General features: G+C 60.9%; 22 protein-coding genes. 21 read left to right on the top strand and 1 reads right to left on the bottom strand.

The annotated features are described in order from the left end of the window. The first annotated feature begins 44 nt into the window (after nucleotides 1-44). The 3 genes from ftsH (at nucleotide 45) to GBEM_RS11535 (ending at nucleotide 2,935) form a co-directional block, all read left to right on the top strand. Nucleotides 45-1,844 (top strand): ATP-dependent zinc metalloprotease FtsH, encoded by a 1,800-nt coding sequence (ftsH, locus tag GBEM_RS11545; RefSeq protein ID WP_012530741.1) that lies wholly within the window; start codon nucleotides 45-47, stop codon nucleotides 1,842-1,844. Nucleotides 1,845-2,038: 194 nt separating this feature from the next. After that, on the top strand, nucleotides 2,039-2,515 hold the full coding sequence (locus tag GBEM_RS11540) for a YehS family protein (RefSeq protein WP_012530740.1): 477 nt from the start codon (nucleotides 2,039-2,041) through the stop codon (nucleotides 2,513-2,515). Between the two features lie 24 nt (nucleotides 2,516-2,539). After that, entirely contained in the window at nucleotides 2,540-2,935 is a 396-nt protein-coding gene (locus GBEM_RS11535; protein ID WP_226373853.1) for a hypothetical protein, read from the top strand. Here GBEM_RS11535 and GBEM_RS11530 read toward each other — a convergent pair. Then, complete coding sequence (locus GBEM_RS11530; RefSeq protein WP_012530738.1) at nucleotides 2,932-3,597, bottom strand: hypothetical protein; 666 nt, start codon at nucleotides 3,595-3,597, stop codon at nucleotides 2,932-2,934. The genes GBEM_RS11535 and GBEM_RS11530 overlap by 4 nt on opposite strands. 187 nt (nucleotides 3,598-3,784) lie before the next feature. Between GBEM_RS11530 and GBEM_RS11525 the strand changes: the two genes are divergently transcribed. From GBEM_RS11525 to GBEM_RS11440, 18 genes are all read left to right on the top strand, one after another. Next, nucleotides 3,785-4,579 carry a dienelactone hydrolase family protein gene (locus tag GBEM_RS11525; protein WP_012530737.1) on the top strand — a complete coding sequence of 265 codons (795 nt, stop codon included), beginning with the start codon at nucleotides 3,785-3,787 and terminating at the stop codon, nucleotides 4,577-4,579. A gap of 319 nt (nucleotides 4,580-4,898) precedes the next feature. Continuing rightward, entirely contained in the window at nucleotides 4,899-6,164 is a 1,266-nt protein-coding gene (locus GBEM_RS11520; protein WP_012530736.1) for a metallophosphoesterase family protein, read from the top strand. Next, nucleotides 6,155-9,118 (top strand): AAA family ATPase, encoded by a 2,964-nt coding sequence (locus GBEM_RS11515; protein ID WP_012530735.1) that lies wholly within the window; start codon nucleotides 6,155-6,157, stop codon nucleotides 9,116-9,118. The genes GBEM_RS11520 and GBEM_RS11515 overlap by 10 nt, the downstream gene beginning before the upstream one ends. 13 nt (nucleotides 9,119-9,131) lie before the next feature. Continuing rightward, on the top strand, nucleotides 9,132-10,028 hold the full coding sequence (locus GBEM_RS11510; protein ID WP_012530734.1) for a DMT family transporter: 897 nt from the start codon (nucleotides 9,132-9,134) through the stop codon (nucleotides 10,026-10,028). Between the two features lie 234 nt (nucleotides 10,029-10,262). Further along, complete coding sequence (locus GBEM_RS11505) at nucleotides 10,263-10,943, top strand: site-2 protease family protein (RefSeq protein WP_012530733.1); 681 nt, start codon at nucleotides 10,263-10,265, stop codon at nucleotides 10,941-10,943. A gap of 43 nt (nucleotides 10,944-10,986) precedes the next feature. Then, a complete protein-coding gene (gene trpS, locus GBEM_RS11500; RefSeq protein WP_012530732.1) occupies nucleotides 10,987-11,970 on the top strand; it encodes a tryptophan--tRNA ligase in 984 nt (327 codons plus the stop codon). Between the two features lie 328 nt (nucleotides 11,971-12,298). Continuing rightward, complete coding sequence (locus GBEM_RS11495; protein ID WP_012530731.1) at nucleotides 12,299-13,156, top strand: segregation and condensation protein A; 858 nt, start codon at nucleotides 12,299-12,301, stop codon at nucleotides 13,154-13,156. Further along, nucleotides 13,146-13,724, top strand: a complete 579-nt coding sequence (scpB, locus tag GBEM_RS11490; RefSeq protein ID WP_012530730.1) for an SMC-Scp complex subunit ScpB — start codon at nucleotides 13,146-13,148, stop codon at nucleotides 13,722-13,724. Before GBEM_RS11495 ends, scpB begins: the two co-directional genes overlap by 11 nt. 62 nt (nucleotides 13,725-13,786) lie before the next feature. Then, nucleotides 13,787-14,587: an AmmeMemoRadiSam system protein B gene (gene amrB, locus GBEM_RS11485; RefSeq protein ID WP_012530729.1), complete on the top strand. Its 801-nt coding sequence runs from the start codon at nucleotides 13,787-13,789 to the stop codon at nucleotides 14,585-14,587. After that, the gene (locus GBEM_RS11480; RefSeq protein WP_012530728.1) at nucleotides 14,587-17,214 is read left to right on the top strand and encodes an A-adding tRNA nucleotidyltransferase; all 2,628 of its coding nucleotides are present in this window, start codon (nucleotides 14,587-14,589) and stop codon (nucleotides 17,212-17,214) included. Before amrB ends, GBEM_RS11480 begins: the two co-directional genes overlap by 1 nt. A 268-nt stretch (nucleotides 17,215-17,482) precedes the next feature. Continuing rightward, the gene (locus GBEM_RS11475; protein ID WP_012530727.1) at nucleotides 17,483-17,866 is read left to right on the top strand and encodes a hypothetical protein; all 384 of its coding nucleotides are present in this window, start codon (nucleotides 17,483-17,485) and stop codon (nucleotides 17,864-17,866) included. A 206-nt stretch (nucleotides 17,867-18,072) separates the two neighbouring features. Further along, nucleotides 18,073-19,113 (top strand): DHH family phosphoesterase, encoded by a 1,041-nt coding sequence (locus GBEM_RS11470; RefSeq protein WP_012530726.1) that lies wholly within the window; start codon nucleotides 18,073-18,075, stop codon nucleotides 19,111-19,113. Nucleotides 19,114-19,166: 53 nt separating this feature from the next. After that, on the top strand, nucleotides 19,167-20,309 hold the full coding sequence (locus GBEM_RS11465) for an aminotransferase class V-fold PLP-dependent enzyme (RefSeq protein ID WP_012530725.1): 1,143 nt from the start codon (nucleotides 19,167-19,169) through the stop codon (nucleotides 20,307-20,309). 146 nt (nucleotides 20,310-20,455) lie between these two features. After that, nucleotides 20,456-21,778, top strand: coding sequence for a PhoH family protein (locus GBEM_RS11460; protein ID WP_012530724.1), 1,323 nt, complete (start codon nucleotides 20,456-20,458; stop codon nucleotides 21,776-21,778). Nucleotides 21,779-21,855: 77 nt separating this feature from the next. Then, nucleotides 21,856-22,884 (top strand): tRNA (adenosine(37)-N6)-threonylcarbamoyltransferase complex transferase subunit TsaD, encoded by a 1,029-nt coding sequence (gene tsaD, locus GBEM_RS11455; protein ID WP_041262736.1) that lies wholly within the window; start codon nucleotides 21,856-21,858, stop codon nucleotides 22,882-22,884. Continuing rightward, nucleotides 22,884-23,711 (top strand): 16S rRNA (adenine(1518)-N(6)/adenine(1519)-N(6))-dimethyltransferase RsmA, encoded by an 828-nt coding sequence (gene rsmA, locus GBEM_RS11450; protein WP_012530722.1) that lies wholly within the window; start codon nucleotides 22,884-22,886, stop codon nucleotides 23,709-23,711. Before tsaD ends, rsmA begins: the two co-directional genes overlap by 1 nt. Before the next feature lie 61 nt (nucleotides 23,712-23,772). After that, nucleotides 23,773-25,125 (top strand): UDP-glucose dehydrogenase family protein, encoded by a 1,353-nt coding sequence (locus GBEM_RS11445; RefSeq protein ID WP_012530721.1) that lies wholly within the window; start codon nucleotides 23,773-23,775, stop codon nucleotides 25,123-25,125. Nucleotides 25,126-25,265: 140 nt separating this feature from the next. Further along, entirely contained in the window at nucleotides 25,266-26,201 is a 936-nt protein-coding gene (locus GBEM_RS11440) for a UDP-glucuronic acid decarboxylase family protein (protein WP_012530720.1), read from the top strand. The last annotated feature ends 1 nt before the right edge of the window (nucleotide 26,202 follow it).

Below are 26,202 nucleotides of genomic sequence, written 5' to 3'. Positions count from 1 at the left end.
CATCACCGCAACCTTTCTACTACTTCAGTAGTAATAGGAGCATTATGACGAGCACGAGCAAGAAGAAGTTACTGATAATAGTTGCCGCTTTGGGCATTGTGGCGGGAAGCTGCTACGGTATCTACGCCTGGAAGGACGCTCATTCGGACCAGGGCAAACAGATCAGCTACACCGCTTTCATGGAGAAGGTCAATGCCGGCGGCATAGCAAAGGTGAAGATCGCCGGTGACCAGATCAACGCTGTAGGAAAATCGGGCGAAAAATTCCAGTTATTCCTTCCTGCAGGAGCCGAACTGGCCGACACCCTGGTAGCCAAGAAGATTGACTTCTCCTCGAATCCCGCCGCGTCCGAGCCCAAGTGGTTCGAGATCAGCATCATACTTCTGGTCGCGTTATTTCTAGTCATGGTGCTCAAGAGATACGGCGGGGTGGGGCGGAGCAAGGCGAGAATCATCGACTGTTCCGAGTCTCTCACCCGGTTTAACGACGTCGCGGGCGCCGAGGAGGCAAAGGCCGAACTGCTCGATACGGTCGAGTTCCTGAAAGACCCGGCGAAATTCAGCGCCCTTGGCGGCAAGATGCCGACTGGCGTGCTTTTGGTGGGCCCTCCGGGCACCGGCAAGACGCTCCTCGCCAGGGCTGTAGCGGGCGAGGCAGACGTTCCCTTCTTCTCCATATCAGGCTCCGAGTTCGTCGAGATGTACGTCGGCGTCGGCGCTTCCAGGGTGAGGGACCTCTTCGCGCAGGCAAAAAAGGCCGCCCCTTGCATCGTCTTCATCGACGAGATCGACGCGGTCGGCCGCAAGCGTGATGCCGCGGTGGGGGGGGGCGCCAGTGACGAGCGCGACCAGACCTTGAACCAGCTCCTGGTTGAGATGGACGGCTTCGCCGTCAACTCCGGCATCGTGGTTCTTGCTGCGACCAACCGTCCCGAGATCCTCGATGCTGCGCTGCTTCGCTCCGGCCGCTTCGACCGCGAGGTGACCGTGGGCGCGCCCGATATCCGGGGACGCGAAGCGATACTGAAGGTTCACTCGAAGAACGTACCCCTGAGCCCCGAGGTCGACCTGATGGTGATCGCCCGCGGGACGCCTGGCATGTCCGGCGCCGATCTTGCCAACGTGGTCAACGAGGCCGCTATCCTGGCGGCGAGGTCCAACAAGGACTTCGTCGAGATGCTCGATTTCGACAACGCCAAGGACAAGGTGCTGATGGGGGCCGAGAAGAAGTCGATGGTGCTCTCCGACAAGTCCAAGCTTTCGACCGCCTACCACGAGGCGGGGCACGTGCTGGTGGCAAAGCTGGTGCCGGGATGCGACCCGGTGCACAAGGTCTCCATCATCCCGCGCGGCAGGGCCATGGGGGTCACGCTCCAGATCCCCGAGGAAGACATCTACTGCTACACAAAAGAGATGCTGTTGGCCCACCTCAAGGTGCTCATGGGCGGTCGGGCCGCCGAGGAGATCATCTTCCACACCACGACTACCGGCGCCGGCAACGACCTGGCGCGCGCCACCGACACCGCAAGGAAGATGGTGAGCGAGTGGGGTATGTCCAGGGCCTTCGGTCCGGTCGCTTTCGGCCATCAGGAGAACACCGACGGCGGCGGCAAGAAAGGGTTCAGCGACAGCACCGCACTGGAGATGGACAACGAGATCAGGTCCATCGTCACCACCTGCTATGCCGACGTGCGGACGCTCCTGGAGGAGAATCTCGACGCCCTTGAACGGCTTACCCAGGAACTGGTCGTCAAGGAGACGCTGGACGCCGCCGAGATCGACACCATCCTGGGCCTCACCACGGCGGACGATGCCGCCAATGCATCCTGTTGCGCCGCTGCATGATCAAAAAACGCCGCTTCACTATCTAGCATAACCCTCCTCACTTCGCCGCTGCCGCCTTGCTTGTTACCAGAGGGCGGCAGCGGCACTCTAACTCCCTGCCAACGTGTCACTCTGTCATATCAAAAGCTTGCCCGCTTCAGCATTAAATGCTATGTAGTATCAGGCGCTAGCCTATGCCTTCAGGGAGCTATTAGATGACCAACAATGACGTATTCCGCAGATTGCGCTATGCCATGAATATGAATACACAGGCAGTGGTGGAGACTTTCAGACTGTCCGGCATGAAGATGGGGCAGGCCGATATCACCTCGCTGGTCAAGAAAGAGGACGAAGAGGGATACAAAGAGTGCAGCGACGAGGTTCTGGAAGCATTCCTGGACGGCTTCATAGCCCTTAAGAGGGGGAAGAGAGAGGGAGAACCGGAAACACGGAAGGATGAGGTCCTGTTGACCAACAACGACATCCTGAAAAAGATCCGAATTGCTTTAGCCCTTAAGGAAGATGAGATGCTGATGCTGTTCAAGCTGGCGCATTTCCCCGTTTCGAAATCGGAGCTATCGGCCGTTTTTCGCGCCAAAGGGCAGGAGAACTACAAGCCGTGCGGCGATCAGATGCTGCGGAATTTTCTGAAGGGGCTTACGGTCAAATATCGGGAGACCCCGGCGAAGTAAGGGACTCGCGTTTGGAGTTTGGTTGTGGACGATCAGTCGATGGAAAAAGAGAAACTGCAGGAGTCGGGAAGCGAGATGGCTGAAGCCCCGGTTGACGTCGTTGAAGCCGAGATCGACCCGGCGGTCATCAGTGCCGGGCTTTCGAAGGTTCGCCGGCGTCGTTGGGTGGTGTGGAGCGTGATGATCGTTTACCTTCCCACCATGTGGACCACGCAGAAAATCACTCACTCATTCAGCGGGTCTATGCCCGTGTTCTTCATCTGGTTCCTGCTACTTCTGGCCGCCATGGGATACTCGGCGGTGGCCCGGTGCCCGCGCTGCGGCAACTACTACCATGTGCACGGGATGATCTTGCTCTATCTGCGCAGGTGCCTGCACTGCCAGCTTCCCCTCAACGACGACCAAAAACCGCGATTCTAACGCGTCTCCCCCCCATCCGGCAGAGGTGTCGCCGCTGCTTTTTCTGCATCCTGCACCAAAGCTTGCGCTTGCTCCAGCGCCTCGGTCAGACTCTCCTCGTCTACCGCTGCTTTCTTGATGAAAATATCTACCACCTCGATCCCTTTCGTGGTCTGGTGGGTGGAGAGGATCGACCTGATGTTGCTCAGGTCCGACTCGTATGCCCGGTAAGCGCGGCGGACCGAAATAGCTTTGGCTGCAATCGGATCGAACGCCGGCCCCAACTCCAAAGGCTTCGTCCTCCCCGTGTTGGACAGTCGCGGGAATTGGCACTCTGTCGCCGATTTTTCCGGCTCTACCAAGTAACTGCTTCCCTGGTACTCCATGCTGTCGGCATGTCTCACCAACCGCTCTCCAACCAGGTTCATACTCATCGCCTTGTCGGCAAAATCCCGATAGGCGCGCTCCAGGTCGGGGGGATTGGCGAACACCAGTTCATCCAGCGCCTCGCGGGTGTTCTCTGCCTGCAAACGGGCGTATTCGAGATCCGCCTCCACCGTCTGCAGCGAGGCGCTGTTGTTCGCACGGAAAGTGAACCGGCCTCCGGCGCACCCGGCGAGGCAAAGGCTCGAAAAGACAAATCCCACCACTAAAACTAAATGAATCGGGTTCGGTTGTCTCATGACACGCTCCTGTTATGATTTTGCGATTGGTTAATGTTACTTAAGGTGTCTATGCTGTCAATGTGTCTTAACTTGCTAGATTCCAAGTGTTTTTATTTCTGATAAACTAATGATAGAAATTCCGCAGCTAATGAGAGGACAACGCCGGTCACAAAATGACAGGCATTTCAGCAGCAGGAGGTTGATCATGAAACAGTACCTTTTTGCACTGATGATAGGAATGGTGGCCCAGAACGCGTTCGCCGGCGTGGTCGGCAAGACGGTCGATTACCGCCAGGGCGATACCGTCCTGGAAGGGTATGTGGCGTATGACGATTCGGTGAAGGGGAAACGGCCGGGGGTTCTGGTCATCCACGAGTGGACCGGGTTGGGGGCATACGAGAAGTGGCGCGCCGACCAGCTGGCGAAGCTGGGGTATGTCGCCTTCGCGGCCGATATCTATGGCAAGGGAGTCCGCCCGGCGACCCAGGAGCTAGCGGCAAAGGAAGCCGCCAAGTATCGCGGCAACGACCGTAGTCTCATCCGGGCGCGTAGCGCCGCGGGTCTGGAGGCGCTATCCAAATTGCCGCAAGTGGATCCCAAGCGACTGGCGGTGATCGGGTATTGCTTCGGCGGGACCGCGGCGTTGGAACTGGCCCGCAGCGGTGCTGCAGTCTTGGGTACGGTCAGTTTCCATGGCGGCCTGAGCACCCCGGTTCCCGCGGATGCCAAGAACATCAAGGGGAAGGTATTGGCGCTGCACGGGGCGGACGACCCTTATGTCAAACCGCCCGAAGTGGAGGCATTTCAGCAGGAGATGCGCCAGGCGAAAGTAGATTGGCAGATGAACTATTACGGTAGTGCCGTTCACAGCTTCACCAACCCCAAGTCCGGCAACGACCCGAGCAAGGGAGTCGCTTACAACGAGAAGGCCGACCACAGGTCGTGGGAAGCGATGAAGATCTTTTTTGACGAGATATTCGGGCAGAAGCAGAAGCATTGACTACCTCTGCTATACGGGCGGAGTCAAGGGAAACGAGCCCGAGAGTCCCCCCTCCCCCTCCGGGGGGAGGAGACAGACAGGCGGTGACCTTCCTTCTTCGACCTGCGCAACATGGCTGATCGGCTGGAGGGATTGGAGCGGGACCCCTGGGAGGGGTACTTCGAACTGCGCCAAAAGCTTCCCGGCGAAGGAGGGGGACCGGCAGGAAAGTAGCCTTGACTTGAGGCGGCAAGCGGCGGTATACCTGTTCAATTCAAAAAGGGGGACAGGCTACTTTTTCAAATCAAAAAGTAGCCTGTCCCCTTTTCCCGGAGCCGTCATGCCCGTCAGATTCATCCACACCTCAGACATACACCTGGGAAAAACCTACCGCTGCCTGGGCGGCGACGCCGAGCGCTATCAGGACTTTTTCACCACCTTCGCAAACATCATCGCCGACGCCGTCAAGGAGCAGGTCGACTTCGTCCTGATCGGCGGCGACCTCTTCCATACCGGACAAATCCTCCCTAAGACTTTCGCCAAAACCATCGAGATCCTGCAGCCGTTGAAAGACGCGGGGATCCCCTGTCTAGCCGTCGAAGGAAACCACGACTGGATCCATCGCCGCGACAGCGTCTCGTGGATGGAGGCGCTTTCCCAACTCGGGTACATCCGCCTGCTGCGCCCGTCGCGTACCGGCGAGGGTGACTACCTCTTCGAGCCCTTCGATCTGGAGCAGGGAGCGGGGGGGCATATTGAAATAGGCGGGGTGAATATCTACGGCCTCGGGTATATCGGCTCCCAGGCGGCCAACCACGTGGCGCGCATCTGCGAGGCGGTCGACACCCGTCGCAACATCCTACTCTTCCACGTCGGCGTCTGGAGCTACTCTCCCGTGGAGATCGGGAACATCCGTCCCGAAGAGGCGCTCCCTTTGTCGGAGTGCTTCGACTACGTGGCACTGGGGCACGGCCACAAACCTTACGTCGTCAGTACCCCCGACGGGCGTCCCTATGCCTTCAACCCCGGTTCGCCCGACTGCGTCAACTTCGGCGAGGAGCGCTACGACAAGGGGTACTACCTTGTCTCGTTGGAAAACGATGGGGAGGTCCGCCACGAATTCCGGCGCTGTTCCCCCCGCCCGATGCTGGTTCTCACGGTCAATCTGGAAGGTGCCAACAACGCCGACGAGGCGCTGCAGCGGTTCGCCGCCGGGGTCGCCGAGAAGCTCGCCGGCGGTTCAGACCCGCGCTCGCCGCTGATCGAGGTTCGGCTCTGCGGCAAGGTCGGTTTCCACCCCTTCGAGCTCAGCCGCGACCGCCTGCGCCTGGCCCTCTTCGAGGTCTGCCAACCGCTGCACCTGGAGATAAAGAACCACCTCTCCCAGGTCTCGGGGGGGGGAGGGGAGGAGAAGGTCAAGAAGAGCCTCGCCGAGATCGAGCGGGATGTGTTGGCTGAACTGGTAGGGGCTAACAGCCAGTATCAGGGTAGGGAAGAGGAGCTGGTGCGTCTTTCCCTGGCTCTTCGCGACCTGGTGCTCAAGGGGGAGGTAGAGGGTGAGGAACTGCTGGCCCTGCTTCCGTCTGGAGGTGCCGGATGCGCATAATCTCGGTCCAGCTGAAGAACATCAAGTCGCACCGCGACAAAGAGATTGCCTTCTCCCCCGGTATCAACGTCCTCTCCGGCGCCAACGGTTCGGGCAAAAGCACCATCTTCGAGGCCATCGGCTACGCCCTCTTCGGCGTCTCTGCGCAGGACTTCGTCTCCAAGGCCGACCGCTTCCTCACCATCGGCGCGAAGAAGGGAGAGATCAGCGTGGTGTTCGAGCCCGCCTCCGGTGAGACGTACCGGGTGACCCGCACGGTGGGGGGCGCCGGCAAATGGCTCCTGGCCAAGGACAACGGCTGTGGCTTCGAGATAGAGGAACACGCGAACATCCAGGAGACGGAGCAGCGCATCGCCTCGCTTTTGGGGCTTGCCACCGGCCGGCCGCTGGCGGAACAGTTCAAGCTGGTCATCGGCCCCTTCCAGAACGACTTCCTGGGCCCGTTCGTCATCAAACAGCCGACCAAGCGCCAGGACGCCTTTGACGAGATCCTCGGCATCGACACTTGGCGCAAAACCTTCGACGGTACTAAGTCTCTCGCGAGCGCCATCATCGCCAAGACGGAAACCATCCAGGCTGAGGTCGCCGCGAAGATGGAGCAGGTTTCTGTGCTTCCGGCCAAGGAGCAGGAACTGCGTGACCTGCGCGAGCAGGGGGTGGCGAAAGAGGCGCAACTGCGGCAAAAGCTTGCCGAGCAGGAACAGGTTAACCAGCTTTTCGCCGGACTGGAGGCGCGGAAGGAGCGGATCGATGCGGTCGGGCGCGAGGTGCAAGCCCTGGAAGATCGATCAGTCTCCGGCAAGGAGTACATCTCCACCCAATTGCTGCTGGTCGAGCAATCGAAAACGGCGGCAGCGCTCGTGGCGGAAGCAGCCCAGGGGAAGCATGCCTACGACGCAGCCGAGGCGAAGCTCAAGCGTTTGCGCGATGAAGAGCAGCAAAAGCTCGCTCTGGAGCGAAAGCTGGGAGAGTTGGATAAGGAACAGGCTGCCCTTCAAAGCACGCTGGCAATTGAGAACCGCGAGCTGGCCGAGACGCGGGCCACGATGGATACCGAACGAGAGCGCCTGGCACTGGAAAAAGCCGCGCTTGCAGATGCTCTTATCGAACTGAAGAGCGCGGAAGCGGCTACCGGAGAGGCGCTGGCGGTGGTCAACCGCAGTTGCGCGCAATTCCGCGAACTTCCCGTGCATCGCATCGATCAGGCCCTGCCTTATCTCTTCGTCGCCTTGGACCGCATGGCGGCCATAGACGAGCAGTCCCTGGAGAGAAAGAAACTTATCTCTGCCGGCGCCGCGCTCAAGACTGAAGCCGCCGAACTAGTCGCTCGGCAGGCCCTTTTGGAAAAGGTTCAAGCTGAGCGCTCCGAGCTGGCCGGGCGCAGGCTTTCGCTGGTCGAAGGGCAGGAAAAGCTGGGAGCGGGGGATTGCCCGTTCTTCCATGAGCCGTGCCGGAACCTCGCCTCGGGTGACGCTTCCGGCGTCTTCGAGGCGCGCATCCAACGGATCGATGCGGAAATCTCGCGTCTCGACCAACAGGCGGTGGAACTCGCCGCCCAGGTTGCCGCTGCGCAGGCTGCGGCGCGAGAACTGGCGGGAGTAGAGCAGGTGGCGAGCGAGCTGGAGAAGGCTGGTCGCGAGCGCCAGAAGCTGGAGCAGGATTTCACCAACGGTTTTTCCGAAATCGCGCCCGCCTTGCTGGTCCCAAGCCTTCGGACCTGGCTCGATTCGGCAGAATTGGGAATCGATCTGGCTGCGGAACTTCCGGGCCTGCAGGTAGAGCTGGCCGCGGCGCCGCTGCAGCAAAGGGCTGCACTCTCCGAAGCGAGCGACGCTTGGCGGCGTGTCGTTGTTTTGATCGAGGAAGGTCTGGATGCCAGGCTCAAGAAAGCTCAGGAGCCGGTCCAGGAGTGCGCGCTGAAACTGGTCCAGCTTGCCGAGAAAGGGGAGAGCCTTGCCGCAAAGGAGCGGGAACTCGCCGCCTATGCCGAGAAGTTGGCCTTCCGCGAGCGGGCGATAGCCGAGCATGGCAAGCGGTTGGCGGCCTTGGTCGAAGCCATAGGCGCGGTGAAGAAGGATCTCGCCATTCATGCTGGCCTTGACCAAGCGATAAAGGAGGCGGGAGAGGAACTGGTTCGTTTCCAGGCAGACCGCGACCGCTACATCGCCAACGAAAAAGCCGCGCAAGAACTGGAAAAGCGCCAGGAGACGCTGGCGAAATACCAGGCGAAGCTCAAGGAAATAGAAGGATCGCTGGCCGCAAAGAGGGAAGAGCTGCGCCAGTCGGTGGAGGGGTACGACCAGGCGCAGCATGAGGCCGTGAAACAGCAGCAGGTGGAGTTGGTCTCGGCAGTGGCGACGCTCACCTCAGAGATCGGAGCGGTAGGCGAAGGCATCTCACGTCTGGAAGGGGAGACCGCCGCGCTTAGGGAAATTGCAGCGGAGATCGAGAAGAAGCTCTCCGCCATCGAGGCGTTGAAGGAACAGGGGATTCTGGTCAAGTTCCTGCGGAACCAGGTGTTCAAGAACGTCTCAACGCAGCTCTCCGAGCGTTTCCGGGAGGAGATCAGCTTCCGCGCCGACCGGATCTACCGCAGCATCTGCGCATCCGACGAGGAACTGGTCTGGGGCGAGAATTATCAGGTCGTGTTGAAGGACATGGCGGAGGGCCAGGTCCGGGAGCGAAGCGACGACCAACTCTCAGGTGGTCAGATGATGAGCGCCGTGGTGGCGCTACGTCTGGCGCTTTTGCAGACCATCGGCGCGCGCATCGCCTTCTTCGACGAGCCCACCTCGAACCTCGACGCCGAGCGGCGCGAGAACCTGGCGCGCGCTTTCCGCGCCATCGACGTGGGACAGGAGGAGGTGACCGAGCACTGGTACGACCAGCTCTTCCTGGTCAGCCACGACGTGAGTTTCACCGAGATTACCGATCAGACCATCCAGCTCGACTAGAGGAATTTGCTCCATGTCCCCAAAACACTACGGCGCCTGGTTGATCGCCGCCTCCGCAGCAGGTTTTGCTACCCTCGGCATCCTCATCAAGAGCGCCTTTTCCGGCGGCGCCAACATCACCACGGTACTTGCCGGGCGGTTCCTGGTAGCGTCGTTTTTTCTGTTCATCTATCTCAGGGTGCGCAAGACCCCGCTTGTCATCGGGCGCAAATCCTCGCTGCAACTGCTGCTCATGGGAATGATCGGCTACGGCGGCATGTCCATGCTCTACGCCAACGCCATCCACTACCTCCCAGCGTCCCTGACCGGGATGCTTCTTTACACCTACCCGGCGCTCGTCACCGTCATCGCGCTGATCGTGGGTGAAGAGCGCTTCAACGCCGCCAAGGGTGTGGCGCTGGTGGTCTGCAGTGCCGGTCTGGTGCTGCTATTGGGTGCCTCGTTCGATGGCGCGCGGCTGGAGGGAGTACTCTGCACTTTGGGGGCGGCCGGGATTTACAGTTGTTACATCATCATCGGCAACCGGATTCTAAAGGACATCGACCCGCTGGTCACCTCATTGTGGGTCTGTGCCTCCGCAGGATTTACCTTTCTCTTCTATGGTGTCGCTACCGGCGGCCTCACCCTGGACCTCGCGCCCGTTGGGTGGCTTTCCATCCTGGGGATCGCCCTGTTCCCAACGCTAATTGCGGTCGTCGGTTTCTTTGCCGGGCTACGCTACGTCGGCGCCACCAACGCCTCCATCATCAGCATGCTTGAGCCGTTGATCACCGTGCTTTTATCGGCGCTTCTTCTGGGGGAGCGGATCACCGCGCTGCAAGGTTTCGGCGGAGCGGTCCTTTTATTCGGCGGCCTTATCCTGCAGCTCTGGGGAAACGAAGCGCGTCGCGAGACGGTCATCGAAGTCTAAAGCCGTTACCTCGCCTTACCTTATAGGAGTAGGTTGCCCGGGCTCTCTCTCAGTGACGGAGGCGAATGAGTCCACCCTGCGCACCATAGGTTATTCGAAGGTGCAGCCTGCGCGCCGAAGCCTTGGCGAAGGTACAGCTTGCGCACCGTAGCCTTCGGCGAAGGTGCGTTGACTTTCCTCCCTCGATCTGCTAGAGACATAGGGCTTGTACCCAACGCAAACTTGAAGGATTTCATGGAACAGTTCTTTCTCAAGCTTTCCATCATGCTGGTTCCCGCGCTCATGGCCATCACCTGTCACGAGGTGTCCCACGGCTACATAGCAGACCGGCGCGGCGATAATACCGCCAGATACTTGGGACGCCTGACGCTCAATCCTCTAAAACATCTGGATCTCTTCGGCACCCTGATGATATTCATCGTCGGGATAGGGTGGGCGAAACCGGTACCGGTCAACTTCAACAACCTCAGACACCCGAAGACCGACATGATCTGGGTCGCCGCTGCCGGCCCCATCACCAACTTCCTGCTTGCGACGTTTTCCGCATTCGCCATGCGTGCACTCATCGGCGCGACGCAGGGGTTGCCGGATGCTTCCCCGCTGGCAGCCTTCGTCGACCCCGTCACCCTGATGCTCGCCTTCTCCGTGTACATTAATCTGCTGCTCGGCATCTTCAACCTGATCCCGGTGCCGCCGCTGGACGGCGGGAGGGTGGCGGTCGGCCTATTGCCGCTGCGCCCCTCGATGGCGCTGGCAAGGCTGGAGCCGTTCGGCATGATCATAATCATCGTCCTGGTCTTTTTCACCAATGCTTTCAGCTACGTGATCTCGCCCGCCCTGAGCTTCGGGGTGAACCTTTTGGCGGGGCCACACAGCAACCTCGTTTTCGGAGTAACCAGGCTCATGCTGAAATAGCAGGGCCAAGTAGATAGAGAAATCCAAAAGGAGTCCGCATTCTATGAGCAATAACCGTATCGTTAGCGGCATGAGACCGACTGGTAAACTGCATCTGGGCCATTACCACGGGGTGCTCTCCAACTGGCTTGAGTTGCAGCGTAACTTCGAGTGCTTCTTCTTCGCTGCCGACTGGCATTCGCTGACCACGGAATACGCCACTACGGACGGTATCAAGGACAACATCAAAGAGATGGTGCTGGATTGGCTCGCTTTCGGGATCGATCCCGAGCAGAGCGTCATCTTCGAGCAGAGCAGGGTTCCGCAGCATGCCGAATTGAACCTGATCCTCGGCATGATCACTCCGGTCTCCTGGCTGGAGCGCAACCCCACCTACAAGGAGATGCAGGAGAACCTCACCACCAAGGACCTCTCCACCTTCGGCTTCCTGGGGTACCCGGTGCTGATGGCCTCCGACATCATCGTCTACAAGGCCTCGCGCGTCCCGGTAGGCCAGGACCAGATCCCGCACCTGGAGATCACCAGGGAGATCGCCCGCCGCTTCAACTACCTCTACGGCGAGGTCTTCCCCGAACCGGCCGCGCTCCTCACCGAGACCCCGAAGGTGCTCGGCACCGACGGCAGGAAGATGAGCAAGTCCTACGGCAACGCCATCTTCCTCTCCGACGACGCCGAGGAGACCAGGAAGAAGGTGATGTCTTACGTGACCGACACACAGCGTCCCTTCAAGAAGGACCCGGGCGAGCCGGACCGCTGCGTCGCTTTCACGCTGCACTCGCTTTACGTGGATCAGGCCAAACGCGAAGAGATCGTCGTCGGCTGCCGCGGCGCCCAGCTTGGCTGCGTGGATTGCAAGAAGATCCTGGCCCAGGCTATGGTCGATACCCTGGCGCCGCTCAGGGCCAAGCGCGCTGAGCTGGCCGAGAAGCCGGGGCTGGTGAGCGAGGTGTTGGCAGAGGGAAGCCGTAAGGCCGAGGTAGTCGCCCGCCAGACCATGGAAGAAGCACGCGCGGCGCTCAAGGTTTAAACCGCCAAACGGCCGTTCAACGTTCCAGGTTCAAGGTTCAACTTTCTGCTCACTTCAAGGGGGCGGCATCTTGACGGCACCGGTCGAACTGCCGTTCAAGGTTCAACGTTCAAGGTTCGACTTTCAGCTCGCTTCAAAGGGGCGGCATCTTGACGGCACGGTTGGTTGCGCTCCCAGGCAGAAGTCGCTGGTCTTGTTCCGGAGGCCGTCAGGGTGGCGAGGACCACTTGTCACCAAAGCCGCTCGAACGTAGAACGTAGAACGTTGAACCGTTTTCCCGCTGCTCGAACGTTGAACATTGGACGTTGAACGGCCTTTAGGAGATTTCTTGTCGCTGGATACGATGCAAAGCAACCTTTTTTCTGACGCTCTGGAGCAGTCGTACCGGGTTCAGATCGAGGAGTTCGAGGGTCCGCTCGATCTCTTGCTCCACCTCATCAAGAAGAACGAGGTGGACATCTACAACATCCCCATCGCCGCCATTACCAGGCAGTACCTGGAATACATGGAACTGATGAAGGAGCTGAACCTGGATATCGCTGGGGAGTTCCTGGTCATGGCGGCGACGCTCCTGCAGATAAAGTCGCGCATGCTGCTTCCGGCGACCCAGGAGGAGGACGGGGAGGCCGAGGTGGAGGACCCGCGCGCCGAACTGGTCCGCCGGCTCCTCGAGTACCAGCGCTACCGCGACGCTTCACAGCTTCTCTCCGCCCGTAACCTCCTCGGGCGCGACGTCTTCGCCAGAACCTTCGATTCGCCGGAACTGGCAGAGATGGAGCCGCAGGAGGAACCTGCCGACGTCGAGCTCTTCGAGCTGATCGAGGCGTTCCAGCGCGTGCTGGCGCGGGTTTCGGTCGATACCTTCCATGACGTCGTGGCTGACGGCATCTCCATCGCCGACCGCATCGGCGTGGTGCTCTCGGTTCTGCATGCGGAAAAGACGGTCTGCTTCGACGCCCTCTTTACCACCGGGATGACGCGCGACCTTTTGGTGGTCACCTTCCTTTCCATTCTGGAACTGGCCAAGATGAAGCTGATCAGGGTTGTCCAGGTCGAAAGCCTCGGTTCCATCTGGCTGACCCTCAGCGCGGATCAGCAGGAGAGCGGGCTCGAGCAGGAAGGCGGGGAGCCGCAAGTGGAAAACCAGAACAGTTTGGAATCAGCGGAGGATGCAGTTGTCGGGTAAGCCCTTGAAATCGATCGTAGAGAGCCTCCTGTTCGTGTACGACCAGCCGCTTTCGCTGGACCGGCTCGCCCTGATCCTCGAGGAATTCGAGCGGAGCGATCTGCGCGCCGCACTGGACGAGTTGATGGAGGAGTACGCCGGCGCCGAGCGCGGCATCGTCCTTTCTTATGTGGGCGGTGGCTACCAGCTCCGCAGCCGTCCGGAACACGCCGATTACATCCGGAGGCTCACCAAGTCCAAAGGCGTCAAGTTCAGCCAGTCCGCACTGGAAACGCTCTCCATCGTCGCCTACCGGCAGCCCATCACCAGGGCGGAGGTCGAGTACCTGCGCGGCGTCGATTCCGGCGGGGTGATGAAGAGCCTCCTGGAGAAGAAACTCTTGAGAATACTGGGGAAAAAGGACGTTCCCGGCAAGCCGCTCATCTACGGGACCAGCCGCGAATTCCTGGAGCTCTTCGGCCTGAAGGACCTAAACGCGCTCCCGACGCTCAAGGAGATCCAGGAGCTGGTGCCGCCGGATCCCTTCGCCGACCAGCCCGCCCTCCCGTTGGGCTCGGTTGAAGGGTAGCCTTTGCTGCGTTAAAATATCGCCTGGCGCGCGGTAATGAGAACGCCGCCCTAGGAGGCCCCATGATACGTCAGCCCGCAGTAGCAGGTAAGTTCTACAGCGCCGACCCGGAGCAGCTCCGCGAGGAGCTTTCCCGGATGATTCCGCGGGAGGAACCCGCCAAGGCGATCGGGGTGGTCGCCCCCCATGCAGGCTACGTCTACTCCGGCGGCGCCGCCGGTAAGGTCTACGCTGCTGTCGAAGTCCCCGATGCTGTCATCGTGCTCGGCCCCAATCACACCGGCATGGGCGCTGCCGCAGCGCTCGCGCCGTCCGGGGAGTGGCTGACCCCGCTCGGCCCGGTCCCCGTCAACGACCGCCTTTCCCAGCTCATCATGAAATATGCCCCCCTGGTCCGCGAGGACAGCGCGGCCCACCGCTTCGAGCATTCGCTGGAGGTGCAGGTGCCTTTCCTGCAATACCGAAATCCCCAAGTTTCCATCGCAGCACTTTGCCTTTCCCTCCCCGACTTCGACTCCATCTCCCGCGTCGGGACAGGTATCGCCCACGCCATAGCCGAGTACGGCTCGGAGGTGCTGATCGTGGCCAGTTCCGATATGACCCACTATCAGTCCGCTGCCGAGGCCAAGGCGAAGGACGAGCTGGCCCTGGAACGGCTGGCGAACATGGACCCTGAAGGGCTCCTGCGGGTTTGCCGCGACAAGGACATCTCCATGTGCGGCGTCATTCCCGCGACCGCGATGCTCGTCGCCGCCAAGACGCTGGGGGCTACCTCCAGCAGGCTTATCTGCTACACCAACAGCGGCGAGGTGAACGGCGACCTCAAGGCAGTAGTGGCGTACGCCGCAATCACGGTCTCTTGATGGATGTAATCACCACGCATCTAAACGCCGACTTCGACTGTATCGGCTCCATGGTTGCCGCGAAGAAGCTTTACCCCGAGGCGCTCCTGGTCTTCTCAGGGGCCCAGGAGAAATCGGTTCGGGATTTCTTCCAGAAGGGGCATCCCCAGGACCTCGAATTCGCCCGCATCAAGGAGATTGATTTCTCCGCCATCACCCGCCTCATCGTAGTCGATTGCCAGCACTCCTCCCGCATCGGCAAGTTCGGCGAACTCGCCAAAAGCGGCAGCGTCGAACTCCACATCTACGACCATCACCCAACCAGTTCCGGCGATATGGAGCCCACCGGCGGCGTCATCCGCCCCTGCGGTTCCACCACGACCATCCTGGCCGGCATGTTGATCGAGCGCGACGTCCAAGTTACCCCCTTTGAAGCCACCGTGATGATGCTGGGGATCCACGAGGACACCGGCAACCTGACGTTCCCCTCCAGCACCGCTGAAGACTACACCGTGGCCGCGTGGCTCCTGGAGCGGGGCGCTTATCTCAACGAAGTGGCCGACTCCATCGGGCGGGAGCTGACCGTCGAGCAGGTGTCGCTTCTAAACGACCTGCTGGTGTCGCTTAAGACCACCACCCTAAAGGGGGTCGACGTCTCGATAGCCCACGCCTCGGTCGACCGCTACATAGGGGACATCGCCACCCTGGCGCACATGATCCGCGACATGGAGAACCTGCAGGCGCTTTTCCTCGTGGTCGGGATGGAGGACCGGGTCTTCGTCATCGCCAGGAGCCGGGTGCCGGAGGTGCGGGTAGGGGAGATCCTGCATGAACTGGGCGGGGGAGGGCACGCCACGGCCGCCTCGGCCACGGTGCGCGGGCTCACCCTGATCCAGGTGCTGGAGCGGCTGGACGCGGTGCTCAGGCGCCGGGTGGACCCAAGGCGGGTGGCGCGCGACATCATGTCGTCGCCGGTAAAGACCATATCCCCCGACTGCAGCATCGAGGAGGCGCGGGAGCGCCTGGTGCGCTACAACGTAAGCGCCATGCCGGTCATATCAGAAGAGGGGGTGCTCGGGATCATCTCCAGGAAGACTGTGGAGAAGGCGCTCTACCACAACCTGAACCAGGTGCCGGTGTCGGATTACATGCACTCCGAGTTCCACGTCGCCTCGCCCGATACCCCCATCACCGAGATCCAAAGTTACATGGTCGGGGGGGACGCCCGCCTGGTCCCGGTGGTCTCCGAGCTGGGGTTGATTGGAGTGATCACTCGCACCGATCTGCTCCGCTACAGCTTAGGGGGCGAGGCGCTTTACGATCTGTCGCGCGACGCACTCCAGGTGAAGAGCCGGGAGGTGGAGGCGCTGATGAACAAGCACCTCCCGCAGCGCACCACCGTCATCCTGCACGACCTAGGGCGCGTCGGGGACCAGCTCGACCTCACCGTCTACGCGGTCGGAGGCTTCGTCCGCGACCTGCTTTTAGATATCCAGAACATGGACATCGACGTGACGGTGGACGGCGACGGCATCCTCTTCGCCGAGACCTTCGCCTCCCAATTCGGCTGCCGGGTGAAAAGCCACCAGAAGTTCGGCACCGCGGTGATCGTCTTCCCGGACGGCTTCAAGATCGACGTCGCCAGCACCCGTCTGGAATACTACGTCTCCCCCGGCGCGCTCCCTACCGTGGAGCGCTCTTCGCTCAAGATGGACCTGTATCGGCGCGACTTCACCGTCAACACCCTCGCCATTGCCTTGAACGGCGACTCCTTCGGCAAGCTCATCGATTACTTCGGGGCCTACCGGGACCTGCAGTCGAGGGTGATCCGGGTGCTGCACAACCTCTCCTTTGTCGAGGACCCGACCCGCGTCTTCAGGGCCATCCGTTTCGAGCAGAGGCTTAACTTCAAGATCGCCAAGCACACCGAGGACCTGATCAAGAACGCGGTGAAGATGGAATTCCTGGAAAAGCTCGGAGGGCGGAGGCTCCTCGCTGAGCTGGTTCAGATCCTGAGGGAGAAGGAGCCGCTCAAGGGAGTCGGGCGCATGGCGTCGCTTGGGCTTTTGCGTTTCATTCACCCGGGCGTCGAACTGACCCCCGCCATGCAGGTAGCGCTGGAGGAAACCCGCTACGTCGTCTCCTGGTTCGATCTCCTCTACCTGGAACGCCCTTACGAAAGCTGGTCGGTCTATTTCCTGACCCTGTGCGAGGGGCTCACCGAAGAACAGTTCTGGGGAACCTGCACCCGCCTCGCCGTCGCCGAGCATTACAAGGAGAGGCTGGTGGAGATGCGCCGGCAGAGCGAGGAGCTGATCGGAAACCTGGAAAGAAAGCTGGCGCGTTCCGAGAAGGTCGACAACAGCGAGATCTACTTCACGCTCAGGGGGCTTCCAGTCGAGGTGCTCCTCTACCACATGGCCAAAAGCCGTAGCGCCGAGGTAAAGCGGTGCATCTCACTTTACTTCACCAAGCTCGACGGCATGCATCCCCAGATCGGCGGTGAGGATCTAAAGGAACTCGGCGTAGAACCGGGACCGCTGTACCGGGAGTTGCTGGACCTGGTTTTGAGCGCGCGGTTGAACGGTAAGGTCGCGAGCCGCGAAGACGAGATCCAGTTGGTGCGCGAGGTGTTGGAGGGGGTGTAGCTTTTTTGCCACAGTACCGCTTTTTCACGTTATTTGGCCAAGTGGCCGTTTTGTAACCGTTTTGACCGAACAGCGCCCGCAAGGTGTTGCGATTAGGGCACATTAGCGATATTCCACCCTGCTGCTAATTAATATCCCTTTCATGCCGTTCTAATTTTTTTCCCACCAGATAACAGCAACTTAACCCCGCTTGGCATCTTGAGTAGCCCGTATTGGCCCCGTGTTTGCTTTAATCCGACTGAACTTGCACACACAGGAGCGTGATTCTATGAACAAATTGAAGCGTTGCATTGCTGTCGTCCTCACGCTAGTTTTCATGGCAACTCCCTGCCTAGCCGCCGAAAACGCTTTCAAGACGGTCTTTGAAGACTCAATGTACGGCGGTCTCGCCGGTGGCTTGGTCGGCGCCGCGCTCGTGGTCTTCGCCAAAAAGCCCGCTGACCATCTCGACTACATCGCCTACGGCGCCGCCAGTGGCGTCTTGGTCGGCGCCGCCTACGGGGTGCTAACCACTTCCAGGTCGTTCGCTGAAATAGAAAACGGCAAGGTGAAATTTGCCATCCCGACCATAAAGCCTGAGTTCCGCGAAGGAAACGTGAAGGGGCAGACCACGCTGGTCGCCGTCGCCGAACTGATCCGCGGCAAGTTCTAACCAAAGCTGAATTTATATGACCACCGAAAAAGGGGCGCTCCATGCGCCCCTTTTTTAATGCGCCCGAGGCAGGCAGGGGAGCCCCCCCTGGTTCCCAAGCTCCACTGCCGCTTTTGCCACCGTCTCAACCAAGCCGTTTTCTTGCCTTAGCGCCGCCCCTGGTATAGACTTCACAAGTTTTTGAGCTTAGAAAACGGGGGTGCCATATGGAAACCAGTACGAAGCCGCCCGACCTTTTGGCCTATACCGACTCTCTGCTGACCTGGGTCAGCGGCCGGGGGCGCATCCTGATAGTGGTGCACGACAACCCCGACCCCGATTCGCTCGCCTCAGCCATGGCGTTGCGGCACTTTTTTGCGGTGAAGCTGAACCGCGAGGCGGTGATCGCCTTCTCCGGCATGATCGGCAGAAGCGAAAACCTCGCCATGGCGAAACTGCTCCAGATTCCGCTCACCCCGCTGCCCCTCATCGACCTCAAATGTTTCCAGGTTGTCTGCCTGCTGGACACGCAACCCGGCACCGGGAACAACTCCCTCCCCGCAGGGATGCGCACCGACATCGTCATCGACCACCATCCCATGCGTGAATCCAGTGCCGCCTGCCGGTGGGTCGATATCCGCCCCGATTACGGGACCACGGCGACCATTCTTTTCGAGTACCTGAAGGTGCAGGGGGTGTCGATCGGGACCAAGATGGCCACAGCGCTCTTCTACGCCATCAAATCCGAGACGCAGGACCTGGGGCGTGAGGCGAGAAGGGCGGACCGGGACGCCTACCTGGATCTTTTCCCGCTGGCCAACAAGACCCTTTTAAACAGCATCACCCGCCCAAGCCTTCCCCGCGAATACTTCATCTCGCTGCATAACGCGCTGGAGCACGCGGCGCTCTACGGCAAGGTGCTGGTGGCGTCGCTCAAGGGGATTCAGTTCCCCGAGGTGGTGGCCGAGCTAGCCGACCTCCTGGTGCGGCTGGAAGGGACCGATACGGTGCTTTGCCTCGGGCACTACAGCGCCGAACTCGTTCTCTCCATCAGGACCTCGAACGAGGAGATAAACGCCGGCGAATTGATCCGCAAGCTGGTCGCCGGTATCGGCGCTGCAGGCGGCCACGGCATGATGGCCGGCGGCAAGATCGACTTGAGCGACAACTCGGAGCAGGCCATTCATGAGCTGGAGAACCTGCTCACCGAACGGCTGCTGGCCGAGCTGAAGATTTCCGATCTGAAACCGGTGCCGCTGGTCCCCTGAAAGGTTCATGAAAGCGGTTGCCAAACGACCCTCAAAATGCTAGTAGATACCCTATGCCCGTCTTCCTTGATAACGCCGCGACCTCATTCCCTAAACCGGAAACGGTCTACCTGGCCATGGACGCCGCCCTGCGGGAAGTCGGGGTAGCGCCTGGAAGGGGGGGGTACCGGCAGTCCCTCGCTGCAGCCCGCATTGTCTACGAAGCCAGGTCGGCCCTGGCGCGTTTTTTCGGCGTCTCGGACTCATCCCGCCTGATCTTCACCCACAGCGCAACGGAATCCATCAACATCGCGGTCAACGGGCTTTTGAAGCCGGGCGACCATGTGGTATCCACCCGCGTCGAGCACAACGCGCTGCTGCGTCCGCTGCACTTGGCGGCAAGCCGCGGCGTCGAAGTTACCTACGTCCCCTCGGACCGCTTCGGGGTAGTGTCGGAGCGGGAGATAGAGCGGGCGATGCGCCCCGGCACGAGGCTCGTGGCGCTGGCGCACTGCTCGAACGTGACCGGAGCGGTGCAGCCGATCGAGGCGATTGCGCGGGTGGCGCGGCAAAATGGCGCGGTTTTTCTGGTGGACGCGGCGCAAAGCGCCGGCTTTTTCCCCATTGAGGCGGAGCGGACCGGCATCGACCTCCTCGCCGCACCTGGGCACAAGGGGCTCTATGGACCTCCCGGCACCGGCGTCCTCACCATTGCGGAGGGGCTCAACCTGGAACCGCTGCTGGTGGGAGGGACCGGAGGAAGCGCAAGTAGCCCCGAGCAGCCCGACCAACTCCCCGAGCGGCTGGAGAGCGGCACCATCAACACCCCTGCCATCGCCGGCCTTAAGGCGGGGGTCGAATTCGTACTCACTACCGGGATCGATGTGATCCGGGCCAAGGAAGAGCTACTGGTCAACCAGCTTTTGGAAGGGCTGCGAGCCACGCCTCACGTCGAGGTCTACGGGCCGCTGGAGGGGGCGCGGGGCGCCGCGGTTTCCTTCAACGCGGCAGGGCACGATCCGGCGGCGCTCAGCTTCCTTCTCGATTCCGATTACGACATAAGCGTCCGAGCCGGGCTCCACTGCGCCCCGGACACGCACCGCAGCATCGGGACCTACCCGACCGGAACGGTCAGGGTCAGTCCCGGGTTCTTTAACACAGAGGCTGACATAGACTTTTTCCTCAAAGCCCTGCACGAGATAGCGGCGCGCGGCTAGTCCGCGCCTCAACTGCAGGGATACTCACCAACTCTACGAAAGCGGCGCAAGCCGGGAAGGGGATTGATCCTACGAAAAGCTCAAACTTAGCGGTTATTGATCGGGATAAACCGACTGTTCATCATGATGCAGCGCAGGGGGGGGATGTGAAGAAAATCTACGTGCTGGACACCAACGTTCTTCTGTACGACCCGCAGGCTCTCACCAAGTTCGAGGACAACTCCATCGTCGTGCCCATAACGGTGATCGAGGAGATTGACCGGTTCAAGAAGGACATGAACGAGACCGGCCGCAACGCCAGGCAGGTTTCCCGCCTCATGGACGCCTTCAGGAAGGAAGGGTCGCTCTCGCAGGGGCTCGCTCTGGAGAGCGGCGGTACGCTCAAGATCGAGATCTACGAAGAGAAGGTGATGAAGAGGCTCCCGCCGGAGCTGCGCGAGGAGCGTGGCGACAACCGCATCCTGGCGGTCGCCGTCGACCTGATGGAATCCCAAAGCGAGATGCCGGTCATCCTGGTGACCAAGGACACCAACCTCCGCATCAAGGCCGACGCGCTCGGGCTCGATGCGCAGGACTACGAGTCGGACAAGGTGGCCATCGACGACCTGTTCGACGGTTTCGTGAGCCTGGAGGTCGGGGCCGAAGTGGTCGACCGCTTCTACAGCCAGGGTTGGCTGGACACCGAGCTGGAGCTGCAGCCTAACGAATACGTCCTACTGGCCCAGGCGGGAAATCCCTCGCACAGCGCCATCGGCCGCTTCGACCGGGTTTCCCACCGCATCGTGCCGCTGGGGAAACTGGACAAGGAAGGGGTCTGGAGCGTATTCCCGAGGAACCTGGAGCAGTCCTTTGCGCTCGACGCTCTTTTGGACGACAACATCAAGATCGTGACGCTGGTGGGGAAGGCGGGTACCGGCAAGACCCTCCTCGCCATCGCCGCGGGGCTGCAGAAGACCGCGGAGGAGAACGTCTACAACCGGCTCCTGGTTTCGCGCCCGGTGTTCCCGATGGGGCGCGACCTGGGCTTTCTCCCCGGCGACATCGAGGAGAAGCTCACCCCCTGGATGCAGCCGATCTTCGACAACGTCGAGCTTCTTTTGAGCGGGCACGAGGGCGAGAAGCGCCAGCACAACAAGGGGTACAAGGAGCTGATGGCGATGGGGATCCTCGAGATCGAGCCGCTCACCTACATCAGGGGGCGCTCGATTCCGAACCAGTACATGATCGTCGACGAGGCGCAGAACCTCACCCCGCACGAGATCAAGACCATCGTGACCCGCGCCGGCGAGGGGACCAAGATCGTCCTCACCGGGGACCCGTACCAGATCGACAACCCGTACGTGGACGCGGAAAGTAACGGCTTGACCTACGTGGTGGAGCGGCTCAAGGAGCAGGCCATCTCGGGTCACGTCACCATGACCAAAGGGGAGCGAAGCGAGCTCGCGGAGCTTGCCGCGAACCTGCTCTAACCCTACCGGCTCACACCGGCAACACCTCACATCAGGAGAACAAAGGGGGGGCACGTCCAGTGCCCTCTCTATTTTTTATGCTAGTTCTTGCTTTGGAATCATCCTGCGACGAAACGGCAGCCGCTGTGGTCAAGGACGGCCGCACCGTCCTCTCCAGCATCGTCGCCTCTCAGATCAGCGTCCACGCCGAATACGGCGGCGTGGTCCCCGAGATAGCATCCCGAAAGCACCTGGAGTCCGTCTCCTTCGTGGTGGAACAGGCGCTCGCCGAGGCTGGCGTTGGTCTCGACCGGATCGAGGGGATCGCCGTGACCCAGGGGCCGGGCCTTGCCGGAGCGCTCCTGGTGGGGATCTCCGTCGCCAAGGGGCTCGCTTTCGGCCGCTCGCTCCCGCTTGTTGGGGTGAACCACATCGAGGGGCACCTTTTGGCCGTCTTCCTGGAGGCGCCGGTGCAGTTTCCCTTCATCGCGCTCGCCGTCTCCGGGGGGCACTCGCACCTGTACCGGGTCGACGGGATCGGGCGCTATCAGACCCTGGGACAGACGGTGGATGACGCCGCCGGCGAGGCCTTCGATAAGGTAGCGAAGCTGATCGGGCTCCCTTACCCGGGGGGCGTGGCCATCGACCGGCTGGCCGTGTCGGGCGATCCGCGGGCGATCAAGTTCCCGCGCCCGCTTTTGCACGATGGGACCTTCAACTTCAGCTTCTCCGGCTTGAAGACTGCGGTGTTGACCCATGTCGGCAAGCACCCGGAGGCTAAGGAAGCGGGGATCAACGACCTCGCCGCCTCGTTCCAGGCGGCGGTCTGCGAGGTGCTCACCAAGAAGACGGCGGCCGCCATCGCCGCCACAGGGATAAAAAGGCTGGTCGTGGCCGGCGGTGTCGCCTGCAACAGCGCGCTGCGCCGCTCCATGGGCGAGTATGCCGCGGCGAACGGGGTGGAGCTTTCCATTCCCTCGCCCCCCCTTTGCGCAGACAACGCCGCGATGATAGCGGTCCCCGGCGACTACTATCTGGGCCTCGGGATGAAGAGCGGTTTCGATCTCGACGCGCTTCCGGTGTGGCCCCTGGACAAGCTGGCCGCACGGCTGAAGGAGCATTGCTGATGGAGAAGATCCGCGCCAAGAAGGAGTTCGGCCAGAATTTCCTGGTCGACGACAGCGTACTGACCCGCATCGTCGCCTGCGTCGCCCCCACGAAAGACGACTGCATCCTCGAGGTGGGACCGGGGCGGGGCGCGCTCTCGCGGCTTCTGGCGGAAAGCGGCGCCAGGTTTCTGGCCGTGGAATGGGACCGCGAGCTCTTGCCGCTTTTAAAGGCGGAGTTTGCCACCAATCCCAACGTGGAAATAGGCCACGGCGACATCCTCAGGGTCGACCTCCCGCTTTTGCTCGGATCCCGCGCAGAAGGGAAGAAATGGAAGGTGGCGGCGAACCTCCCCTACAACATCTCGTCGCAGGTCCTTTTCCGTTTCATGGAGCACAGCGAGCTCTTCGAAAAGCTGGTGCTCATGCTGCAAAAGGAGGTGGGGGACCGGCTGACCGCCCCCCCCGCCTGCAAGGAATACGGCGCGCTCACCGTACTTCTTAGGCTGCACTTCGACATCCGCCGGGAGTTCATAGTGAAGCCCGGCTCTTTCCGGCCGGTCCCTAAGGTCGACTCGGCGGTGCTGAGTTTTCTCCCACTGTCCGGGCCGAGGGTGGAGGTAGGTGACGAGGAACTTTTCCGCCGCGTGGTGAAAGGGGCGTTTTTACAACGCAGGAAAACCCTCCTTAACTCGTTGCGCTCCTCCGGTTTCGACGATGCCGACGGCTTTCTTTCCGCAGCCCTCTCAAGAAGCGGCATCGACGGCGGCAGGCGCGGCGAGACCCTGTCGCTGGAGGAGTTTGCCTGCCTCACCAGGGAACTTTCGGCCGGGAAAACTCTGGCGTAACCCCACTGGTGTGTGCTATATAAGAACGCTAATTTTTTATCTCCATGGAGGATGACGCAACATGAAAGTATGTGTGGTCGGATCAGGCTACGTGGGTCTCGTAGCCGGCACCTGTTTTGCCGAAAGCGGTAACGACGTCATCTGCGTCGACGTCGATAAAGATAAGATAGACGGCCTGAAGCGCGGCGTCATACCCATTTACGAGCCCGGCTTGAAGGAAATGGTCTTAAGGAACTGCGAGGAGGGGAGGCTTAACTTCACTACCGACCTCGACCTGGCCGTGAAGGAGTCGTTGGTCTGCTTCATCGCAGTCGGCACCCCCCCCGGCGCCGACGGCTCAGCCGACCTGCAGTACGTCCTCTCCGTTGCCCGCTCCATCGGCCGTGCCATGGAGAGCTTCAAGATCATCGTCGACAAGTCCACCGTCCCCGTAGGGACCGCCGACAAGGTGCGCGCTGCCGTGAACGACGAGCTCGGCAAACGCGGGACGCATATAGAATTCGACGTGGTGTCCAACCCCGAGTTCTTAAAGGAAGGGGCGGCAATCGACGACTTCATGAAACCCGACCGCGTCGTCATCGGTACCGACAACGTGAGGACCGCCGAGATCATGAAGGAGCTCTACTCGGCCTTCATGCGCAAGTCTAACCGCCTGCTGGTGATGGACATCAGAAGCGCCGAGATGACCAAGTACGCCGCCAACGCCATGCTCGCCACCCGCATCACGTTCATGAACCAGATCGCAAACCTCTGCGAGGTGATGGGCGCGGACGTCATGGCGGTCAGAGAAGGGATCGGCTCCGACTCCCGCATCGGTTACGACTTCCTCTTCCCCGGCGTCGGCTACGGCGGCTCCTGCTTCCCCAAGGACGTCAAGGCCCTGGTGAAGACGGCGGACGAGTGCAGCTACGACTTCGTCCTCTTGAAAGCGGTAGAAACCGCCAACGAGCGGCAGAAGGCGATCCTCTCCGACAAGATACTGCGCCGGCTGGGAAGCGCCGGGGACAAGCCTCTGGCGGGCAAGCGTTTCGCCATCTGGGGGCTCTCCTTCAAGCCCCGCACCGACGACATGAGGGACGCCCCATCGCTCACCATCATCAACAGGCTTCTGGAAATGGGAGCCAGCGTGCACGCCCACGACCCTGAGGCGATGAACGAGGCGAAGAAGCATTTCGGCGACCGCATCAGCTACAGCGTGAACAAGTACGACCTGATGAGAGGGGCCGATGCGCTGGTCATCATCACCGAGTGGAACGAGTACAGAAACCCCGATTTCGACCGCATCAAGGAACTCCTGATCAACCCGATCATCTTCGACGGCCGGAACCTCTACCACCCTGCCCGCATGAAGGAGGCCGGGTTCGAGTACCTCCCCATCGGCAGAAACGGCAACGTCGTCTGCGAAATGAACTAAAAAGGCTGTTTTAGAGGCTGTTCTACGTTCTATGTTCTACGTTGAACACCGAACCCGGTCACACCTCTTGAATCGCGACAATGCTGAAACGAACATATAACGTTGAACGTAGAACGTTGAACGGATACTGAGAGGTTTCAATGCGCGTGCTAGTTACCGGCGGCGCCGGTTTTATCGGTTCACATCTATGCGAGAGGTTGTTGAGGGAGGGGCACGACGTCATCTGCCTGGACAACTTCTTCACCGGCAGCAAGCTCAACATCGCGCATCTCCTCGACAACCGCAACTTCGAGCTGATCCGCCACGACGTGACCCAGCCGATACTTTTGGAGGTGGACCGGATTTACAACCTCGCCTGCCCGGCGTCCCCGATCCACTACCAGTACAACCCGGTGAAGACCACGAAGACCAGCGTCATGGGGGCGATCAACATGCTGGGGATCGCCAAACGGGTGCGGGCCCGCATCCTCCAGGCCTCGACCTCCGAGGTCTACGGCGATCCGCAGGTGCACCCGCAGACCGAGGCCTACTGGGGCAACGTCAACACGCTCGGGGTGAGAAGTTGCTACGACGAGGGTAAGAGGGTTGCCGAGACGCTGATGATGGACTACCACCGCCAGAACCACGTGGACATCCGCATCGTAAGGATCTTCAACACCTACGGTCCCAAGATGGCTGAAAACGACGGCAGGGTGGTCTCCAACTTCATCCTGCAGGCGCTCAAGGGGGAGGACATCACCGTATACGGCGAAGGGGAACAGACCCGGTCTTTCTGCTTCGTCTCCGACCTCGTGGAAGGTTTGATCAGGATGATGGAGTGCCCCGGGTTCATCGGCCCGGTCAACCTGGGAAACCCCACCGAGACCACGATCGTCGAGTTCGCCAAGAAGATCATCGCGCTGACCGGCTCCAGTTCGCGCATCGTCTACCGGCCGCTTCCCGCCGACGACCCGAAGCAGCGCCAGCCCGACATCTCGCTTGCGAAGCAGATGCTCGGCTGGGAGCCCAAGGTGCACGTGGACGAGGGGCTCAAGCAGACCATCGACTATTTCAGCTCGCGTCTCAATACGGCGTAAA

This window comes from Citrifermentans bemidjiense Bem, from assembly GCF_000020725.1.
GTDB lineage: Bacteria > Desulfobacterota > Desulfuromonadia > Geobacterales > Geobacteraceae > Geomonas > Geomonas bemidjiensis.
The sequence above is the reverse complement of the archived record's forward strand: the minus strand, read 5'-3'. Positions and strand labels throughout refer to the sequence as shown.

Coding starts and splice junctions, on each gene's coding strand:
- GBEM_RS11520 (WP_012530736.1), top strand. CDS start 4,899: ATGCCCGTCAGATTCATCCACACCTCAGACATACACCTGGGAAAAACC.
- GBEM_RS11505 (WP_012530733.1), top strand. CDS start 10,263: ATGGAACAGTTCTTTCTCAAGCTTTCCATCATGCTGGTTCCCGCGCTC.
- ftsH (WP_012530741.1), top strand. CDS start 45: ATGACGAGCACGAGCAAGAAGAAGTTACTGATAATAGTTGCCGCTTTG.
- GBEM_RS11510 (WP_012530734.1), top strand. CDS start 9,132: ATGTCCCCAAAACACTACGGCGCCTGGTTGATCGCCGCCTCCGCAGCA.
- GBEM_RS11470 (WP_012530726.1), top strand. CDS start 18,073: ATGGAAACCAGTACGAAGCCGCCCGACCTTTTGGCCTATACCGACTCT.
- tsaD (WP_041262736.1), top strand. CDS start 21,856: ATGCTAGTTCTTGCTTTGGAATCATCCTGCGACGAAACGGCAGCCGCT.
- GBEM_RS11525 (WP_012530737.1), top strand. CDS start 3,785: ATGAAACAGTACCTTTTTGCACTGATGATAGGAATGGTGGCCCAGAAC.
- GBEM_RS11515 (WP_012530735.1), top strand. CDS start 6,155: ATGCGCATAATCTCGGTCCAGCTGAAGAACATCAAGTCGCACCGCGAC.
- GBEM_RS11540 (WP_012530740.1), top strand. CDS start 2,039: ATGACCAACAATGACGTATTCCGCAGATTGCGCTATGCCATGAATATG.
- GBEM_RS11530 (WP_012530738.1), bottom strand. CDS start 3,597: ATGAGACAACCGAACCCGATTCATTTAGTTTTAGTGGTGGGATTTGTC.
- amrB (WP_012530729.1), top strand. CDS start 13,787: ATGATACGTCAGCCCGCAGTAGCAGGTAAGTTCTACAGCGCCGACCCG.
- GBEM_RS11475 (WP_012530727.1), top strand. CDS start 17,483: ATGAACAAATTGAAGCGTTGCATTGCTGTCGTCCTCACGCTAGTTTTC.
- GBEM_RS11465 (WP_012530725.1), top strand. CDS start 19,167: ATGCCCGTCTTCCTTGATAACGCCGCGACCTCATTCCCTAAACCGGAA.
- GBEM_RS11445 (WP_012530721.1), top strand. CDS start 23,773: ATGAAAGTATGTGTGGTCGGATCAGGCTACGTGGGTCTCGTAGCCGGC.
- rsmA (WP_012530722.1), top strand. CDS start 22,884: ATGGAGAAGATCCGCGCCAAGAAGGAGTTCGGCCAGAATTTCCTGGTC.
- GBEM_RS11440 (WP_012530720.1), top strand. CDS start 25,266: ATGCGCGTGCTAGTTACCGGCGGCGCCGGTTTTATCGGTTCACATCTA.
- GBEM_RS11480 (WP_012530728.1), top strand. CDS start 14,587: ATGGATGTAATCACCACGCATCTAAACGCCGACTTCGACTGTATCGGC.
- trpS (WP_012530732.1), top strand. CDS start 10,987: ATGAGCAATAACCGTATCGTTAGCGGCATGAGACCGACTGGTAAACTG.